This is a genomic window from Aequorivita sp. IT1183, from assembly GCF_058068265.1.
On sequence record NZ_JBYRHS010000001.1, the window covers coordinates 568,259 to 587,260 of the forward strand.

Below are 19,002 nucleotides of genomic sequence, written 5' to 3' on the forward strand. Positions count from 1 at the left end.
TCGTAATTTACAACTACACAAAAAAAATTCAAAAACCATGAAATCATAAATATATGATAGCAGCAGTAACCTTATTTTTAGTTGTAGCCCTTTCAGCATTAATTACAAAAATTGCGACCATTGCTTTAATGCACACTGGTCTATCTACACAGAGCGCGAGGTTTCAGGCTCGTTCGGCATACACTGGTGCTGGCTTTACCACCTCAGAATCTGAAAATATAATGAATCACCCCGTACGTCGGAAAATAGTGTTTAACCTAATGCTAATTGGAAACGCGGGGATTGTTACGGTAATGTCGTCGTTGATTTTAACCTTTGTGTTGCCAGATACATTATCTTCTAAATTATACGGCTTTGGTATTGTGGTTGTTGGCTTGAGTTTGGTTTATTGGGCGGTAAAAAGTGAGTGGGTAGACAAGGCTTTATCTAAACTTATAAATAGAATGCTAAAAAAATACACAGACCTTGAAATTCTGGATTATGCAGCGGTTCTTCACTTAAAAGATGACTATAAAATTAGCGAGAAAAAAGTGGAAGAAGATAACTGGATGGCGAACAAAACATTAAAAGATCTGGATTTGCGTCACGAAGGAATTACCATTTTAGGGATAGATCGTGTAGGTTGCGACTATATTGGTTCGCCCACGGGAAGTATTTATATTCTTCCAAAAGATGTAATTACGGTATATGGAAAGGCAGATGTAATTAAAAGTTTATTTTCCCGTAAACAGAATTTTGTGGCTACTATGGCGCATAATCGCTATGTTGAAAAGGAGAATGAAAGAATTGAAAAACAAGAAGCGAATCGGGATGAAAATAAAGAACAATAATTAGATTGGGAAAATTTACTTTTGCATTTCTGAAATAACTCAATGACTCCCAAACTCACGAATCCCGTTTTATATTTAATGAGTATTTCTGCTGGTCTAATAGTAGCAAATCTCTACTACAACCAGCCTTTGCTCCATCAAATTGCAGTTACCTATGGCGTAACAGAATCTGCCGTTAGTAACGTGGCGCTCAGCACCCAATTGGGCTATGCTTTTGGATTGCTTTTTATTATTCCACTGGGCGACAAGATTTCTAACCATCGTATTTTAAAGTTTGACTTTTTATTAATGGTGCTTTCGCTGATTGCCGCAGCAACTGCTAATAGTTTGCTATTACTAATCATCAGTAGTTTTTTTATTGGTGTTACCTCTGCCATTCCACAGCTATTTGTGCCCATGGCGGCGCAGCTTAGCGACGAAAAAGGTAGAGGACGCGCTATTGGAATTGTTATGAGCGGTCTTTTAATTGGTATTTTAGGAAGCCGAGTTATTAGTGGTTTTGTAGGCGAACAATTTGGCTGGCGAGTTATTTATTATGCCGCAGCAGTTTTAATGGTGCTGTTATTTTTTATTCTGCAGGCAAAATTACCTAGATTAAATCCACACTTTCCCGGAAGCTACGGCAGTTTATTAAAATCTATTTTTCACTATTTTATAACAGAACCAGCTTTGCGTCTTGCCGCGCTTCGAGGGGCATTGGCTTTTGCAGGTTTGAGTGCGTTTTGGACAACTTTAGTTTTTTTAATGGAAGACAGTTTTGGCTATGGCAGTACTATTACTGGGCTTTTTGGCCTTTTGGGAATTGTCGGCGCGCTGGGAGCCACAGTAGTTGGAAAATTAAGCGATAAGTTCAACAAAGACAAAATCATTATTTTCTCTTCGCTTTTACTGATTGTTTCTTGGATTATTTTTCTGGTTTCGGGAAACTCTATTTTTGGTTTAATAGTTGGCGTAGTACTAGTAGATTTAGGATTGCAAGCGCTTCACATAACGAATCAGAATATCATTTTTTCAAAAAATCCGGAAGGTAGGAATAGAGTAAATACCGTTTATATGGTTTCATTTTTCATTGGAGGCGCTTTGGGTACCACTTTGGGAGCATTAGCTTGGCAAGAATACGCGTGGATTGGTGTTTCTGTACTTGGAATATCTCTTTCATTATTCATTCTTGCAGCGCACTTATTGTTTCGTAAATAGTGAAAGCTTTTATAATTTCTTCAAAAAAGGGGCTTTACTAAAATTGTGGCTCACTTCGTGCAAAACGGCTAAAGCGTTATTAAAACCTTCACTTTAATTTAGCTTTTCACTAAGATTAATTTTGAAATATTAAGCTTAGTTTGCTGAGTGTATGTTTTAATGATTTCGAAAAAAGACACTTTAAATTTAAATATAAGAAATATAAAATGATGAATTTCAATCTTTTTGCAGCTGCGCTTGCGGCAATTTCACTTTACGGCTGTGGAATTACTCAGAATAAGGAAATCAATGACAACAATGAAATGGACAAAGTAACCATTACCGAAACTCAATGGATTTTAGAAACTTTAGATGGTCAAAAAATTGACGCTCCACAGGACAGAGAGGAAATTGGTTTTACCTTAAATTCCAATGAAAATAGTATTTCTGGTTATTCTGGCTGCAATCGTTTTTTTGGAACTTATTCGCTCGAAACTGGGAACCGAATTAAATTTTCGGCAATGGGAGCTACAAAAATGGCCTGCCCAGACAGTGCTTTTAGTGAATCGGAATTTTTAGAAATCTTTAGTTTGGCTGATAATTATAACATTACGGGCGACAAACTTGGGTTAAATGTGGGAAAAAGAGCGCCACTTGCAGTATTCAAAAATGCTAAAGTTGTTTCAGAACCCATAACCCAAAAATATTGGAAACTTAAAACTTTGGAAGGTCAGGAAGTAAAAATGGAAGATAATCAAGCTAAAGAAATATACTTTATGCTGAAAACCGATGAAAATCGGGTTACTGGTTTTGCCGGTTGTAACGGCATTATGGGTGCCTATACTTTGGAAGCTGGAAACAGAATTCATTTTTTACAAATGGCTACAACGATGATGGCTTGTCCAGATTTAAAATTTAATGAATCTGAATTTCTAAAGGTTTTTGAATTGGCAGACAATTACACAATAAATGGCGATACCTTATCACTTAATGTAGGCCGTAGAGCGCCCTTAGCGGTATTTGAAGCGGTCTATTTTAATTGAAAAAATTTATAATTTCAACCTTTAAATCAGTAAGTATGAAAAAATATATTTTGTTATTATTATTGATAATGTGTTTTCAGATGAACGCACAAGATTGGAAAACCCCAACAATTGAAGGCTATGGAAAGATTGTTGATTACGAAAATGTTGCAATTAAACCAGACCCAAAATTAGAATACAAAGTGCTTTTTGCTATTACAACAGATGAAGAGCGCGAAGGCGTAAACGTTTCTCTTTGGAAAATAGCCCGACTTATAAACCTGTTAGAAAACGATGGAGTGCCTAAGGAGAATATTCATATCGCTGCTGTTATAAGCGGTTCCGCAACTAACGTAACTCTTTCAGATAAAGTTTATTCGAAAAAAATGGCTAAGAGCAACCCTAATCTTGAGTTAATGGAAAAACTTACTGATTATGGCGTCCAAATTCATTTATGCGGTCAAGCAGCTGCAGCACACAAAATAAATCCAGATATAGATTTGAACCCTTTTACAAAACTAACCTTATCTGCAATTATCGATATTCCTACATTTTCAATGCAAGGATATGTGGTCATGTTTTAAGTATATTAGCATCACCTGAACCGAACGAATTAAAATTTTACAAATGAACTACTTTCTATTTATACTTTACTTTCTTATTGTAAGTCCACCCAATGATACCAATACACTAACTATCAATGTTACGAATATTGAAAATATTGAAGGAACTTTAGAAATTGCAATTTTTAATTCCAACCAGCGCTTTTTAGAAGAAGGTCAAGCGCTTAAAACTATTTCGGTGAAAGTCGAGGCTAAATCTCACACTGTAGCCTTTAAAGATCTTCCAAAGGGTAGCTACGCAATTTCTATGTATCACGATGAAAATGATGATGGAGAATGCAATCGTAATTTTATGGGTATTCCCAAGGAGCCCTATGGGTTTTCCAACAATTTTCATCCTAAGTTTTCTGCGCCTACATTCAAAGATTGTGAGTTTTATTTGGATTCAAACAAAACTTTAAAAATTGAATTGAGAGGATAATCGCTTTTATGAAGTACGGTTTTTTAACGCCTTACTTTTTTTCATTTAAAATCTACTATCAAGTTTTGGCAAACTTAGCGCTAACATATAATTTGCCTTGTTTCAATTTTTCCCAATAAATATTCATGTCTGTATTTATCTCTGAAGATAGAATGTATAATCCTATAATATTTGGAAATGACATTGCTAAAATCATCATATCGGCAAAACTAAGTACGGCGCCTAGGCTTACTGAAGCTCCTAAAACTACAAAGCACAAGTACAATATTTTATAGAGTAATTCTCCTTTCTTGCTTCTCCCAAACAAATAGGTCCAAGAGCGCATACCGTAATAAGACCAAGAAACCATAGTAGAGAATGCAAACAAAAACACGGCAATTGCCAATACAACAGGGAACCACGAAATTACACTTCCAAACGCGGCAGAAGTAAGTTCTACGCCTCCCATGCCTCCACCTACATCGTGCTTTCCGGTAAAGATTAATACTAAAGCGGTCATAGTACAAACCAACATAGTATCGATAAAAGGTTCTACTAAAGAAGTAAATCCGTCTGCAATAGGATTATTAGTTTTGGAGGCACTATGTGCAATTGCTGCCGACCCAACGCCGGCTTCACTAGAAAAAGCTGCACGTTGTAAACCAATTATTAACACACCAATAAATCCACCTTTTAAAGCATCTGCAGAAAAAGCGCCGTCATAAATGGCAGTAAAAGCGCTTCCAATGCTTCCAAAATTAAATCCAATTACTACCAAGCAACCCAATACATACAAAATTGCCATAATTGGTACAACTCGTTCAGTAACCTTAGCGATACTTTTTATACCGCCAATTATTACTACTCCCACAAGAATTGCGAAACCAATTCCAAACCAAAAACCTTGTCCTTGCAGAATCGGTATTTGTTCAGACACTATTTTAAATGCTTGATTAGACTGCAGCATATTTCCACCTCCAAAAGAAGCTCCTATTCCTAAAATCGCAAAAAATGCAGCTAGAAATTTTCCTAATCGTTTCAGATTTCGTTTTTCAAGTCCGTAGCGTAAATAATTCATGGGACCACCAAAAATGCGGCCATCGCTATCAATAAATCGATATTTCACACCCATGCTACATTCAGCAAATTTTAAAGACATTCCGAAAAAACCAGCTAAAAACATCCAAAATGTTGCCCCTGCACCACCCAAAGAAATTGCTACTGCAACTCCGGCAATATTACCTAATCCCACTGTTGCAGATACAGCTGTTGCCATCGCTTGAAAGTGGGTGATACTTCCCGGTGCATTAGGATCGTCATATTTTCCTCTTGCCAAATCAATTGAGTGTCTAAACCCACGAATATTGACAAACTTTAAACGAATAGTGAAGAAGATGCTACCTAAAATTAACCAAATAACGATAAACGGGATTGTACTTGTAACCTCATCTCCATTTGGGTGTAATAATGCTTGTGGGCTATCGAATTTAATGCTTCCGAGCAACACCTCATCATCTGCTTTGGCTCCGCCTGAAGTTGTTACAACAGGAGTGCCTTCTTCAATAATATGCTGAAGTTTTCCATCGTTTTTCGAATATACTATTGTTTGCCCCTTATCATTTTCTAAGAGCAAAATTTCTTGATCTTTTTTCACCAATGCTCCATCGGGAGAAAGCCATTCCTTCAGTCGGTATTGTTCTTCAGCTTTACTGGATTGTGGGAGTGTAATATCTTCCTGTGAAATATAAACTACTGGATCGTAAATACCAGAGGTAGCAAAAGGATCCCAAAATAAAATAGCACCTAAATAATCCACGGCTGGTTGTACATTGCTATTAAAAATCTCGACAATTGATTCTGCAGGAATTGTAAATGTTCGTGAAACAGTATTCTTGTTAGCATCGGTTATAATAACCGAATGCTCCATTCCTTCTATTAAACCTTTTGCTCGGCTGGAATTTAATGAAGTGCTTGGATTGGTCCATTTATATTTATAGGGAGGTTTTCCTCCTTCAACCTGAACTTGCGCAGTTCCATTGTTGATTTCAGTTGAAGGGTTATTCAATGTAATACTAATCGATAATTCATCCGTAGATTCAGTTGGTGTTTGAGCATTGACGCTGGTTACCAATAAGAAAGGAAGTATAAAGAATAGGATGGTCTTTACCATTAATCTGTTTATTTTAAAAATTTTTTGTGGAAAATTACAATTTAAGGATAAGAATAAAGCCTTCCTAGATATTTCGATAGTTTCTCGGCTTGGAGGGTTTTATGTAATGATAACTTTATTGCTTTTCTAAGTGTATTAGTCCATTATATTCAAATTAATTAGTGCGGCATTTGTCCGCATTAATAAACAGTTTAGCGCAGTCGCAGAAATAAAAGACTTAAATTTGTGCACTCAATTATTGCCTCAACGATTGCTAAATAATACCTTTTTATAAATGGGAAAAATTTTTGAAAATAAATGGTTCCTGCTTTTAATAATTGGGCTTACTTGGGGTAGTTCCTTCATTTTAATAAAGAAATCACTCCTTGTTTTTACGCCTTATCAAATTGGAGCTTTTCGCGTTGGAATTTCAGGTTTATTACTAGCTTATATTGGTTTTCCTGCGCTTAGGAAAATGAATAAAAACACATTGATGTGGGTAACTTTGACGGGTTTTTTCGGGAATTTTCTGCCCATGTATCTTTTTCCTATTGCACAGACGCGTGTAAGTAGTTCGATGGCTGGAATTTTAGATTCGTTGGTGCCCATGTTCGTATTGGTTTTAGGCTTTTTCCTTTTTGGAATAAAGAGTAAATGGCTGCAAGTTTTTGGAGCAATAATTGGTTTCTCTGGCGCTGCATTGCTCATGTATTTTTCTGAAACTACATCCGAAGAATCGAAACTTGGGTACGCACTTTTGGTGGTTTTAGCAACGGCTTGTTATGCAGTTGCTGGATTAATTATAAAAGAAAAACTTCAGCATATTCCATCCGTAAAACTTTCGGGAGCAGTTTTTTCTGTCTGGATGTTGCCTTCTTTACTTATATTGGTTCTTTCAGGTTTTTTCAAAGATTTTACTGCCAATCCCCAAACTTGGGAAGCACTGGGTTATCTAAGTATTTTAACCATTTTAGGAACCGCAATTGCCATAATTTTATATTATAAATTAATACAGAAAACGTCGGCAGTTTTTGCAAGTACTGTTACTTATTTACTGCCACTAGTCGCCGTAATTTGGGGTTTATTGGATGGCGAAAAATTTAGTTTGTGGTATGTAATTGGTGGATTACTTATATTATGGGGTATTTATTTAATACGCGAAAAAAAGAATAAAAGTGAAATTGTGCATCGCTAAATATTTATAATTAGTAGCTTGAACATTAAAGATATGGATACTATAATGAGTTTTTTTGAAGAATATAAGTCCGATGTTATTTATGCATTAGTTGTAATTAGTTCCGTAATAATTTTACATTTTATTACCAACCTGATTCACAAATGGTGGATAATTCAAGAGAACAAAAAATACCCTGGCGAAAAGCCCAGAGCAATTCATTTGGTAAAACGAATTCTAAATGCTCTTTGGGTGGTTTTGGGTGTTATAGCTTTAAGCGTCCTTTTTGTAAATGAAGAAAAATATAGTGTGCTTCAGCATAATTTTAATCTCATTCTTTATTTAGGAACCGTTGCAGTAGCTACCATTGTTGGTGCTGCTTCTTCGAACCTTTGGTTTAAGATGAGTATTCAAAGAAAAACGCAAAATCTTGAAGATCCTACAAGTTTTAAATTCCTTAAATATATTGCTGTTATCGGCATTTATACTACTGGAGTACTCTTTGCGCTCCTGGCATTTCCTTCTTTAAAAGGAGTAGCGCAAACTGCCCTTGGAGGCGCAGGAGTAATAGCTCTTATCGCTGGGGTTGCCTCACAAGAAGCCCTTGCAAACTTAGTGGGTGGTGTGTTTATTATTTCATTTAAACCTTTTAAGATCGGCGATATAATTAAAGTAACCGATAATATGGTTGGGACCGTTGTAGATATTACGCTGCGGCATACTGTAATTCGCAATTTTGAAAATAAAATGATCGTTATTCCAAACGCAATAATCAATAAAGAGAAACTTATTAATTATGATTTGGGTGAAATGAAAATATGCGAACGAATCGAGTTTCAAATTTCATACGAAAGCGATTTAGATTTAGCTAAAAAAATAATGCGCGAAGCATGTGAAAAACATCCACTGATTATTGATAATCGTTCGGCAACAGATGTTTTAGACGGAAAACCGAAGGTGCGTACGGCACTTATTTCACTCAATGAATCTACAATAACTGTTCGTGCTTGGACGTGGGCAAAAAACTATGACGACGCATTTAATATGCGATGCGATTTGCTGGAAATTATTAAAAAACGTTTCGAAGCTGAAGGAATAGATCTCGCCTATCCGCATAGAACGCTTGTTTTTAAAGATGAAAATGTATTCAAAAGTAAAAAACAAGAAAGTTGAAAATTTGTGGTTTGAAATATTTTAGAAATTAAACACACATTACAATGAAAAATAGCGACAGCGATAAAAGTACTATTATAAAAATAGTATTTATAGTCGTAATGGTGCTTTGTATATCGGGCTATATAAGCAGTCCAGTAGCTTTAGTGGGCGGATTTTTATTTTCCTATTTTTTAGGTCATCCATTTATAAATCTAAATAGCAAAGCGGTAAACTGGTTGCTTAAAATTGCAGTTGTAGGCTTGGGTTTTGGAATGAATCTAAAAGAAACACTTGCCGCTGGAAAAGACGGTTTTTTACTCACAGTTTTTTCAATTTCTGCTACTTTAATTCTCGGTTATTTTTTGGGAAGGCTCTTAAAAATGAATCGAAAAAGCAGTCATCTCATTTCTTCGGGAACGGCTATTTGTGGTGGTAGCGCAATTGCCGCAATTTCTCCTGTAATTAATGCTTCAGAAAAAGATATTTCAATTTCGCTGGGTGTAATCTTTTTACTGAATTCTATCGCGCTAATTGTTTTTCCACCTGTGGGTCATCTCTTAGATTTGACCCAACATCAGTTTGGGCTTTGGTGTGCCATTGCCATTCACGATACTAGTTCTGTGGTTGGTGCGGCTTATACTTTTGGTGAAGAAGCTTTAAAAGTGGCTACAACCGTAAAACTCGCAAGAGCGCTCTGGATAATTCCACTTTCAATACTTTCTGTATTTTTATTTAAAGGAAAAGGTAAAAGTGTGAAAATTCCATATTTCATCTTCCTTTTTATATTGGCAATTATTTTGAATAGCTATTTGCCAATTCCTCAATTTTTAACCAGCGGAATTACAAGTGTTTCGAAATCATTGTTGGTGCTTACACTCTTCTTAATAGGCGCCGGACTTTCTGTGGATAAAATAAAATCGGCAGGCTGGAAACCTATGATTCTAGGTTTTTCTTTGTGGATTTTTATTTCTGTGAGTGCTATTTTAGTGATTCTGGCGCTGTAATAACTTTCAGTATTATTAAATCAACTTCAACTGATTTACAATTTCCTGTAAAGAAACCTTCGCATCGCCAAAAAGAATACTGCAATTATCCAACCCAAAAAGGTCGTTTTGAACACCAGCGTAGCCTTTACCCATACTGCGTTTCATAACGATTACCTGTTTACTTTCATAGGTGCGAATTATGGGCATTCCATAAACAGGGCTGTCAGGATTATTTTCGGCAGCAGGGTTTACAACATCGTTAGCTCCAATTACCAAAACCACATCGTACTGCTCCATGTTTTCGTTGCCTTCGTCCATTTCTTTTAAGCGCGAATAGTCTACGTTTGCTTCGGCAAGAAGTACGTTCATGTGCCCAGGCATACGGCCAGCGACTGGATGAATTATGTAATCTACTTCGGTGTTTCGTTTTTCTAGCAATTGCTGAAGTTGTCCACAAATGTGTTGAGCTTGGGCGACTGCAAGTCCGTAACCCGGAACAATAGCCACTTTCTGCGCAAAGGAAAGAGACATCGCTGTTTCAGAAATACTAATTTCTTTTATTTCCTGCTCTTCTTCAACTGCTCCGTTTTTACTCTTTTTAAATGTTCCAGCAAGTACTTTAAACAGCGAACGGTTCATTGCTTTACACATTAAAAGCGTGAGCAAGATTCCTGCTGCGCCCACAAAAATACCACCGGCAATCATCGCTTTGTTTCCGTACACAAATCCTGCTAATGCGGTTGCAATACCAGTAATACTATTTAAAAGTGAAATTACAACGGGCATATCTGCGCCGCCAATAGGAAGCACGAAAAGCACCCCATAAATCATTGCTATTGCTGCCAAAGCATACATAAAGCCTGTAAAACTAATTGGGATTATTCCGAAGAAATATAGCGTTGGTAATAATACCATCAATCCTAAAAGTATTCTTGCCGAAAAAATAACTGTTTTGCTCCGTCTGTCTTTTACTTTTCCGGCTAATTTTCGCTCGGCGATAATACTACCTGTTAAGGCAACGGCACCTGTTATTAAACCTGCAATAAGTAAAATTTTATTCCCCAGAATTGCGGTCGTAATATCCATCTGATTGGCTTCCATCAATCCTAAAAGCATGGCGCATCCACCACCAGTTGCGTTAAATAACGAAACCAATTGCGGCATTCCCGTCATTTCTACTTTGTCTGAAAGTCGTTTGCCAATTACAGTGCCAACGGCAATTGCCAAAAGCATAATTATTAAATTGGTATAAGGCACGGTTGCTGTTACAGCGGCTACAAAGGTTAATACTACAGCAAGCACCATTCCCATTGCTGCTATTAAATTTCCTGTTTTTGCATTTTTAGGGGAACTCATAAATTTTAATCCTCCCAAAAAGGAAAGAGTTGCAATTAAATAACCTACTTCGATGATTGCGTACATGGTTGTTTTATTCTGAAGTTGTGTTTTTATTGGAAATTGAAACATCTAAAAAGACCAAAAACATAAGACACTAATTTTTGTGAGGCGTCTTATGTTTTTAAATCTTTCAGAATTGAATCAATAAGCTGAGGAATTATTTTTTTGGACTGAACATTTTAAGCATTCTTCCCGTAACAAAAAATCCTCCCGAAATATTAAGGGTGCCTAGAAATACCGCAATTCCACCAAAAGTGAGGTTGAGGTAATCGTCTGCTGGTACTCGAAGCATAACAATAATTGCACCTACTAAAATAACGCCGCTAATAGCATTCGCGCCACTCATTAGCGGCGTGTGCAAAATAGCAGGAACATTGGCAATTACTTCTATACCAATGAAGACACAGAAAATAACAAAGTAAATTTCTTGAATATGTTGATTTATAAAATCCATAATTAAGCTGGTTGTAGTTGTTTTGTAAAATGTGGGTGCGTCCATTCGCCTTCGTTCATAATTTGCGATGCAGATAATAATGGATCATTTTCATCGCTTTCTGCTTTCTGTTTATATTTCAGAAACGAGAAATAATTATTTGAAAGCAATTTTGAGGCTGCAGCAGGTATTTCCGCTGAAAGACTTGAGTTTCCTAAAATGGTAACTCCGTTGTGTTTTATGATCTCTTTGTTTATTGAAAGTTCGCAGTTTCCGCCTTGTTCGGCTGCTAAGTCAATAATTACACTTCCGGGCTGCATCGCTTCCACCGAGCGTGTTTCAATTAATAGTGGTGCTTTTCTACCTGGAATATTTGCAGTACTAATTACAATATTGGCAGAGCGTATGTGGTTGTGAATTAGCTCTTTTTGCTTTTTTTGATATTCTTCGCTTTGCTCCACAGCATAACCTCCAGCATTTGAAGATTCTGTATAACCTTCTACTTCAATAAAAGTTGCACCGAGGCTTCGCACTTCTTCTCCGGCAGATTTACGTACGTCGAAAGCTTCTACTACTGCGCCTAAACGACGAGCAGTGGCAATAGCTTGCAAACCTGCAACTCCGGCTCCGAGAACTAAAATCCTTACGGGTGTTAACGTTCCGGCTGCTGTTGTAAACATTGGGAAAACGCCGTTATAAATTTCTGAAGATTTTATTACCGCTCTATAACCAGCTAATGAAGCCATAGATGAAAGCACATCCATAGATTGCGCTAAAGTGGTTCGCGGTAGAAGATCTAAACTGTAAACAGTAGCGCCATATTCTTTGTAAATAGCGAATTTAGAATCATGAAAGAGGGGATTGAAAATACCAATGAAGCAACAACCCCCCTTCATTTCCACTTCGCTAAAAGTATGACTTATGGATACAATGGTATCCGAATTTTTAAAAATTGATTCACGAGATTGGCAAGTGGCGCCTGCCAGTACGTATTCTTCGTCTTCAATTTCTAGCGAACTGCCGAACCCTGGCTCAAAAAGAACATTGAGCATTAACTCCCCGGTAAGTCTTTTAACTTCTTTGGGCAACAAACAAACCCGCGGATCGTCTGGGGTTTTAAGGATTCCTATTGTCTTGGGCTGCGGCTGCTCGCTCATAAATTTTTATTGAAATTGTTTTCCTTTTATTATTTACTTAATACAGCGAAGTATGCTTCCTTAACTTTTCTGTATCTCTTTAAATGCGCCGAATATGTTTTTCTAAATTTCTCGTGTTCAGCTACGTAAAACATATCGCAAGCAACATCTTCACATTCTGCGGCTTTCGGCAAGCTTAGTTTATATTTTAAAAAAGCGTCTATAGCAGCAGCGTTTACTTCTTTTTCACGATCCAGTTTATCGAGTATGCTCTGAGAATTAAAGACATTCGATAGTTCTTTTCTTCCAAGATTCAACAGATTGATTATTTCTTTTTCGATATAATTAAGATGCTCAATCCAATTTTCCAATTCAATGTAATTGTTCTTAAAGGCTATTGCTTCTGGGGAATCGTGATTATAAATTTGCATGATGTTGAATAAATATTTTTAATGATAAATACTACAAGAGTACGTCTATATCAATAGGTCTTTCAGCTTGATTAACGCTGATTATTTTTAGTTCTTTGGTGCCGTTCGGAAAATTCCATGTTACGGCATCGCCTTCGGCATAGCCCATTACGGCCGAACCCATTGGGGCTAATATTGAAATTTTATTTGCGGCAATATCGCGTTCAGTTGGAATGACCAACTGAAACTCTGTTTGCCATGTTCCAGATTCTACTGTAACCCTGCTGTTAAAGCGAATTACATCTGCGGGCATTTCTTCGTGGTCATAAATGATTGCACTAGTTAGCTCCCCGCTTAATTTTTTAAGAGAAACTTTGGTGTTTTCGTCTTTATAATAGCCAGTTACATTCAGTAATCGCTTTAAAAAAACGTACTCTTTTTTCTCTAATATCAAATTTCCATATTTCATGGTTTCTATTTCATTATTATTAAAGATGGAACACCCTTTCAACTGAAGGAATTGTGGAAGGATGTTCCATCTTTACGGGTTCTAATTAATTATGGGAAAATACCTCTTAGGATATAAGCTTTTTCAATGCGCTCTATAGCAATGCTGAAAGCTGCCGTACGCATATCCACGTCATTTTCTTCGGAATAAGCGGTAACCTTTTTGAAGGTTGTTCGTAGCTTTTTCTCTAGTTTCTCTAATATTTCATCAAGTTGCCAAAGCTCTCCGTTACGGTTTTGAAGCCATTCAAAATAACTTCCTATTACGCCACCCGAGTTGCACATAATGTCTGGAATAATTGTTATTCCGCGCTCCATCAATATTTTTTCACCTTCAACATCTGTTGGACCATTGGCGCCTTCAGCAACTAAAGAAGCTTTTATTGAGTGTGCATTATTTTTTGTAATCTGGTTGCCCAATGCTGCAGGAATACAGATATCGCAATCCAAGGCAAAAAACTCTTTGCCGTCCATAGCAGTAGCTTCTGGAAAACCAACAATGCTACCTTTATTTGCAATTCCATAGTTGAAAAGATCTTCAACTTTAATTCCTTCTTTATTTTGAACACTTCCGAAGGCATCCTGTACACCCACAAGTTTTGCACCTTCAAGCTCAAGGAAATGTGCAGCCCAATAGCCCACATTGCCAAAACCTTGAACGATAAACGTTTTTCCGTCAAGACTCTCGTTATTTTTTTCTGACCAGAATTTAATGGTCAAAAACACTCCGTAACCAGTGGCACGGTCACGACCTTCTAACCCACCGCTACCTACAGGTTTTCCTGTAACTACGTGTTGGTTTTTAGAACGCTCGCTAGTGCTTTTTGTACTCATATAAGTATCTGCAATCCAAGCCATTGTTTGGTCGTTGGTATTTACATCTGGAGCGGGAATATCGTGCTCTGGGCCAATATTTTCACCTAAAGCATAAGTGAATCTACGTGTAATACGTTCCAATTCATTTTTTGAATATTTTGAAGGGTCAATCTGGATGCCTCCTTTAGCACCTCCGTAAGGCAAACCTGCTAAAGATGTTTTCCAAGTCATCCACATGGCCAACGCACGTGCTGCATCAATATCTACAGTTGGGTGGTAACGAAGCCCACCTTTGTATGGTCCAAGTGCATTGTTATGTTGCACACGGTAACCTGTAAATATTTCAACATCGCCATTGTCCATTCGAACTGGGAAGTGAATAATAATTTCAGTGTTTGTGATGCTAAGAATTTTGCGAACGTTTGGGTTCAAATTTATTTTGTCGGCAGCGTGGTTGAATTGCTCCAACACATTGTCTAACATTCCTCTTTTTACAGGTTGCGGTTTCTCCACGGTTTGTGTATTTGTCATTTTAATATTATTTTAAATAGTTGCCAATACTTGTTCTCTTTGTCTAATTTTCATAAGCGGTTTGGGAATTTGTTGTTGCAATTCCTCAAATTCGCTACAAGAAAATACCATGTCATGATTGTGAGTTAACACGCAATAGGAAGCGTGTGCACATTCACGACATGGGTTTATAGGATTTGCAGTCATAGGTACTTATTGTTTGGCTTTCCTAATGGCAAGGGATGTGCCATCAAAGCCAAATTATTTGTAAACATTATTAATTAACTGAAAGTCAGTAGATTATTAATGTTTAGCGAATTTTTTGAAGATGAAGTAGTTGGGGAGTTTTTTCCGCCATGGGGAGAAATTACCCACATTTAAGAAATCGAAATCGAAATCGAAATCGAAATCGACGTTGAAGTTGATAGGTTTTTTGAAAAGACTAGTTCTTAATCCTTAATTTTTCCACGGAGGGTTTTTCGGTCTATATTGAGGATTTCTGCGGCTTTGGTTTGGTTATTAGCCGTTGCGGCGAGTACTTTTTCAATATATTTTTTCTCCATTGCTTTTAAGGGAAGTAAGCCGTCGTCTGGAAAATCTATTTGGTATTTTAGTGTTTCAGGAAGATCATTAACACCTATGGTGCGGTCGCACATAATTACTGCGCGCTGAATTACATTTTCTAACTCGCGAATGTTTCCGGGCCAATCGTAACGCTGCAAAAGCGACTGTGCCTCAGGATCCATAGTTATATAGCGGTCTTTGTATTCGTTGCCATATTTAAAGAGAAATTTATCTGCCAGTAATGGAATGTCCTCTTTTCTATCGCGTAGAGGGGGCACGTTTATTTCTACAACGGTTAAGCGATAATATAAATCCTCGCGAAAGGATTCCTTTGCAATCATTTCTTTTAAATTGCTATTTGTTGCAGCAATTACGCGGACGTCTATTTTTTCCGTTTTGCGATCACCAACTTTCATTACCTCTTTTTCTTGCAAAACTCGCAATAGTCTGGATTGCACTGCCAGAGAAGCATTTCCTATTTCATCTAAAAAAATAGTTCCACCATCGGCAGCCTGAAAGAAGCCTTCGCGATTATCGTTGGCTCCAGTAAAAGCGCCTTTTACGTAACCAAATAACTCCGACTCCAAAAGGTTTTCGGGAATGCCGCCACAGTTTACCGCAATAAATGGTGCGCGAGAAAACTTACCGTTATAATGAATAGAGCGAGCCACAAGTTCTTTACCCGTTCCGCTTTCGCCACTAATAAAAATGGTGGCTTTGTTATCTTTAACGCGTTCAATTATTTGGGTTACCTCTTTAATAGCGTCGCTTTCGCCAATAATTTCGTTGTATTTTTTTGCTTCGGCCTGCCCACCGTGAAGCGAAGTTTCAGCTAAAGTCTTTTTCTTAGATCTTGTTGAAAGCGATTTCAGCACGCCCTGTTTTAATTCTTCTTTGGTAAACGGTTTCACTAAATAATCTACCGCGCCAGATTTTATTGCTGAAAGTGCATCTTGTACAGAAGGATAGCCTGTAACCACCAATTTGGGCATATTTGGGTAATGTTCTGAAGCAAATTGGATTAGTTGAAAACCATCCACTTCGGGCATTTTTAGGTCGGTAATTAATAAATCTATTTCTGTGTCGCGTAAAATAGCGACAGCCTCTTTCACGGAAACTGCTTTATAGGTGTGATAATCTAATGAATGGAGATGGCGCTGAATCAACTCTAAAATGTTGATGTCGTCATCTACTATTAATATGTTTTCCTTTTGCAGCATCTGTTTTATTGTTTCGGAAAAGTAATAATAAAAATGGCACCTGTGGGATTGTTGGGCAGATAATCAATCGTGCCGCGATGGCTGCGAATAATGCCGTGCACTACGCTAAGTCCCAGCCCGGAGCCATCTCCCACGGTTTTTGTTGTGAAAAAAGGTTGAAATATTTTCTGAACGTTTTCAGCCGAAATACCCGGGCCTTCGTCAGAAATCTTCAGGATTACGTTTTTCTTTGTTTCTTCTAAATTAATCTCAATGAGACCATTTTTAGGTGAAAAGTAAATGGCATTCAGCACTAAATTGAAAATTACTTGCGTTAGCTGAATGGTGTCGGCTTTTAGCAGAACGGAATCTTGTGGCAGCTTAAGTTTATATTTTACTTCGTTCTTTTTAAAGGTTGGATCCAGCAAGTTTAGCGCATCGTTTATTACGGGTACAATGTCTGTTTGCCCCAAGTTCTGCGGCATTTCGCAGGCAAAAAACATTAACTTTTTCACTACTTCGCGTGAGAAAATGGCGCTGTTTATAATTTTATCAAGGTCTTGATTTGTTTGGCTATTTTCAGATTCTTTAATCTTTAGGAGCTCGGCGAATCCTAGAATATTTGCCAAAGGTGTGTTTAACTCGTGTGCTATTCCCGCAGTAATTTCACCCAATATACTTAAACGGTCTGCATGCTCCATTTTTCGTTTTATGACGGCTTCATTTTCACGAATTGAAACACGTTCTAATAAATCGCCCACATTAATGGCCACGTTTTTAAGTAATTTTTTTTCTTCGGTTAAGAAATCTTTTTTAGTGAATTTATCTGCTGGATAATGAATTTTGATAAAGCCTTTTGGCTCGTTAAAAACATTAATATCATTTTCAATCGACACCGTTTTTTTTGAGATTGTAGAAGAAATAAGATGGAAGGGTTCTGCGCTAATTTCAACAGATGCAAATTTACTGTATTGCAAAGATTTGCGAAGGCTGAGGGTTATTGAATACAGTGTTTTGTCGAGTTCTCTAAAATCGTTATTTACGATAATGGACGAAACTTCGTATAAACATGTAAGCTCTTTTATGCGTTCTTTTAGGTTTTTCTCCAGTGTCATTTTTCCTGCAATCTTTTTTCAAAGGTATCAAATAAAATTTCGAGAAAATCTACTCATTTTCGTTTTTGCCATTTAGCTTATAATCTGATTATCAAATACAAAATCTTTAATATTTGTTAAATTTACGTGGCACCACGTACGTATTATTAAATTTTTTGTAATAACTTGCAGTAATAACAATTTTTAACACTGCTTTTCGGATTTAATTAACTAAAATCTCTTTTTCAAATAAGATTTCAGTTAAAACCAAATAATCAAATTATGAAAGAAACTACTTCGCGAAGACTCTTTATGCGCAATACATCCATTGCCGTTACTGGACTCGCAATATTAACTCCGGCAATATCAAGCGCTTTTTCAACTTCTGAAAATCCTTATGCAGGATATAATCCATACGCCGAATCGACACGTGATTTAAGAACTGGTATTTTCAATACTAACACAATTGCAGTTAAAGGAACCATTTATCAAAAAGATGGGGTTACTCCTTTAAAAGATGCTTTGGTTGAAGTGTGGCACCTTTCGCCAAATTCTAGTAAATATAGACATCGTGCAAAACTTCGAACAGATGATGAAGGTCGTTATGAGTTTCTAACTGATTTCCCCAATAAAGAAGAAGGGAAAGCCACACGAATTTATTTTAAAGTTTCGAGTTTAGAAGATACAACTTTTACCGAACTATTGTTTAGCAGTTCTGGAGCTCATATAACTGGGGAACACTGGGAAAGAAATCAAAAATTAGGAGCTAAACTTTTTCCTAAGAAAACTGAGTTTTTAAACAATACTACAATTCAATTTAATCTATCAATTTAAACTAACTAAATATTTTTAATATGGAACCATTTATAGGACAAATTCAGGCATTCGGATTTAATTTTGCGCCCCGCGGTTGGGCGTTTTGTAATGGACAATTGTTGGCCATTTCACAAAATACTGCACTCTTCTCATTATTAGGCACAACATACGGTGGCGATGGCAGAACGACTTTTGCTTTACCTGATCTTAGAGGAAGAACTGGGTTACAGTTCGGCTCAGGACCTGGACTGAGTAACATTACCCTAGGGGAAAGAGGTGGAGCAGAAAATCACACGCTCACGACTCCTCAATTGCCATCTCACAATCACATTGTTGCACCTGGCGGAAAGGAAGAAGGAAATTCTGACGATCCTACCGGAGCTTATGTTGCAGGAGATGGAACCACTGCCTTTGGAAGCACTTCCGATATTACTATGGGAGCTTCACAGAGTGGAAACACTGGCGGTAATCAACCATTCGGAATTAGAGACCCGTATTTAGGAATAAACTTTTGTATAGCCTTAGTAGGTATTTTTCCATCTAGAAACTAGAATAAATCTGTTAAAAAGATGCTGTTGCTCCCCAAATTCATCATTAAATTTTG

The 19,002-nt window shown here is 37.1% G+C and carries 19 protein-coding genes; 10 read left to right on the top strand and 9 right to left on the bottom strand.

Annotation, left to right across the window (positions count from 1 at the left end; translation table 11 throughout):
• Positions 1-53 precede the first annotated feature (53 nt).
• From AC3RVF_RS02525 to AC3RVF_RS02545, 5 genes are all read left to right on the top strand, one after another.
• Positions 54-830, top strand: coding sequence for a TrkA C-terminal domain-containing protein (locus AC3RVF_RS02525; RefSeq protein WP_489692660.1), 777 nt, complete (start codon positions 54-56; stop codon positions 828-830).
• A 42-nt stretch (positions 831-872) separates the two neighbouring features.
• On the top strand, positions 873-2,027 hold the full coding sequence (locus AC3RVF_RS02530) for an MFS transporter (protein WP_489690206.1): 1,155 nt from the start codon (positions 873-875) through the stop codon (positions 2,025-2,027).
• A 206-nt stretch (positions 2,028-2,233) separates the two neighbouring features.
• Positions 2,234-3,049 (top strand): META domain-containing protein, encoded by an 816-nt coding sequence (locus tag AC3RVF_RS02535; RefSeq protein ID WP_489692661.1) that lies wholly within the window; start codon positions 2,234-2,236, stop codon positions 3,047-3,049.
• 35 nt (positions 3,050-3,084) lie between these two features.
• Positions 3,085-3,612 (top strand): DsrE family protein, encoded by a 528-nt coding sequence (locus tag AC3RVF_RS02540; protein WP_489692662.1) that lies wholly within the window; start codon positions 3,085-3,087, stop codon positions 3,610-3,612.
• Between the two features lie 43 nt (positions 3,613-3,655).
• Positions 3,656-4,072, top strand: a complete 417-nt coding sequence (locus AC3RVF_RS02545; RefSeq protein ID WP_489690203.1) for a DUF2141 domain-containing protein — start codon at positions 3,656-3,658, stop codon at positions 4,070-4,072.
• Between the two features lie 58 nt (positions 4,073-4,130).
• Here AC3RVF_RS02545 and AC3RVF_RS02550 read toward each other — a convergent pair whose 3' ends face one another.
• Complete coding sequence (locus AC3RVF_RS02550; RefSeq protein WP_489690202.1) at positions 4,131-6,221, bottom strand: amino acid carrier protein; 2,091 nt, start codon at positions 6,219-6,221, stop codon at positions 4,131-4,133.
• Positions 6,222-6,495: 274 nt separating this feature from the next.
• Here AC3RVF_RS02550 and AC3RVF_RS02555 point away from each other — a divergent pair, with 274 nt between their 5' ends.
• Genes AC3RVF_RS02555 through AC3RVF_RS02565 form a run of 3 tightly spaced genes read left to right on the top strand, consistent with a single transcriptional unit; the run spans position 6,496 to position 9,533 of the window.
• Positions 6,496-7,395 carry a DMT family transporter gene (locus tag AC3RVF_RS02555; protein ID WP_489692663.1) on the top strand — a complete coding sequence of 300 codons (900 nt, stop codon included), beginning with the start codon at positions 6,496-6,498 and terminating at the stop codon, positions 7,393-7,395.
• 33 nt (positions 7,396-7,428) lie between these two features.
• Positions 7,429-8,547: a mechanosensitive ion channel family protein gene (locus AC3RVF_RS02560; protein ID WP_489692664.1), complete on the top strand. Its 1,119-nt coding sequence runs from the start codon at positions 7,429-7,431 to the stop codon at positions 8,545-8,547.
• 44 nt (positions 8,548-8,591) lie between these two features.
• Positions 8,592-9,533 (top strand): YeiH family protein, encoded by a 942-nt coding sequence (locus AC3RVF_RS02565; RefSeq protein ID WP_489690199.1) that lies wholly within the window; start codon positions 8,592-8,594, stop codon positions 9,531-9,533.
• Between the two features lie 15 nt (positions 9,534-9,548).
• Here AC3RVF_RS02565 and AC3RVF_RS02570 read toward each other — a convergent pair whose 3' ends face one another.
• The 8 genes from AC3RVF_RS02570 to AC3RVF_RS02605 form a co-directional block, all read right to left on the bottom strand.
• The gene (locus AC3RVF_RS02570) at positions 9,549-10,937 is read right to left on the bottom strand and encodes an NAD(P)(+) transhydrogenase (Re/Si-specific) subunit beta (RefSeq protein ID WP_489692665.1); all 1,389 of its coding nucleotides are present in this window, start codon (positions 10,935-10,937) and stop codon (positions 9,549-9,551) included.
• A gap of 133 nt (positions 10,938-11,070) precedes the next feature.
• Positions 11,071-11,412, bottom strand: coding sequence for an NAD(P) transhydrogenase subunit alpha part 2 (locus AC3RVF_RS02575; protein ID WP_489692666.1), 342 nt, complete (start codon positions 11,410-11,412; stop codon positions 11,071-11,073).
• On the bottom strand, positions 11,370-12,503 hold the full coding sequence (locus AC3RVF_RS02580; protein WP_489692667.1) for an NAD(P) transhydrogenase subunit alpha: 1,134 nt from the start codon (positions 12,501-12,503) through the stop codon (positions 11,370-11,372). Before AC3RVF_RS02580 ends, AC3RVF_RS02575 begins: the two co-directional genes overlap by 43 nt.
• 29 nt (positions 12,504-12,532) lie before the next feature.
• Positions 12,533-12,913 (bottom strand): hypothetical protein, encoded by a 381-nt coding sequence (locus tag AC3RVF_RS02585; RefSeq protein ID WP_489690195.1) that lies wholly within the window; start codon positions 12,911-12,913, stop codon positions 12,533-12,535.
• Positions 12,914-12,944: 31 nt separating this feature from the next.
• Complete coding sequence (locus AC3RVF_RS02590) at positions 12,945-13,361, bottom strand: GreA/GreB family elongation factor (RefSeq protein WP_489690194.1); 417 nt, start codon at positions 13,359-13,361, stop codon at positions 12,945-12,947.
• An 89-nt stretch (positions 13,362-13,450) separates the two neighbouring features.
• Positions 13,451-14,746 carry a Glu/Leu/Phe/Val family dehydrogenase gene (locus AC3RVF_RS02595; protein WP_489690193.1) on the bottom strand — a complete coding sequence of 432 codons (1,296 nt, stop codon included), beginning with the start codon at positions 14,744-14,746 and terminating at the stop codon, positions 13,451-13,453.
• Between the two features lie 428 nt (positions 14,747-15,174).
• Positions 15,175-16,509, bottom strand: a complete 1,335-nt coding sequence (locus AC3RVF_RS02600; protein ID WP_489690192.1) for a sigma-54-dependent transcriptional regulator — start codon at positions 16,507-16,509, stop codon at positions 15,175-15,177.
• A gap of 5 nt (positions 16,510-16,514) precedes the next feature.
• On the bottom strand, positions 16,515-17,603 hold the full coding sequence (locus AC3RVF_RS02605; RefSeq protein ID WP_489690191.1) for a sensor histidine kinase: 1,089 nt from the start codon (positions 17,601-17,603) through the stop codon (positions 16,515-16,517).
• 261 nt (positions 17,604-17,864) lie between these two features.
• On the opposite strand from AC3RVF_RS02605, the gene AC3RVF_RS02610 reads away from it, so the two are divergent.
• The gene (locus tag AC3RVF_RS02610) at positions 17,865-18,416 is read left to right on the top strand and encodes a hypothetical protein (RefSeq protein ID WP_489692668.1); all 552 of its coding nucleotides are present in this window, start codon (positions 17,865-17,867) and stop codon (positions 18,414-18,416) included.
• 20 nt (positions 18,417-18,436) lie between these two features.
• Positions 18,437-18,949, top strand: a complete 513-nt coding sequence (locus AC3RVF_RS02615; protein WP_489690189.1) for a phage tail protein — start codon at positions 18,437-18,439, stop codon at positions 18,947-18,949.
• Positions 18,950-19,002 lie beyond the last annotated feature (53 nt).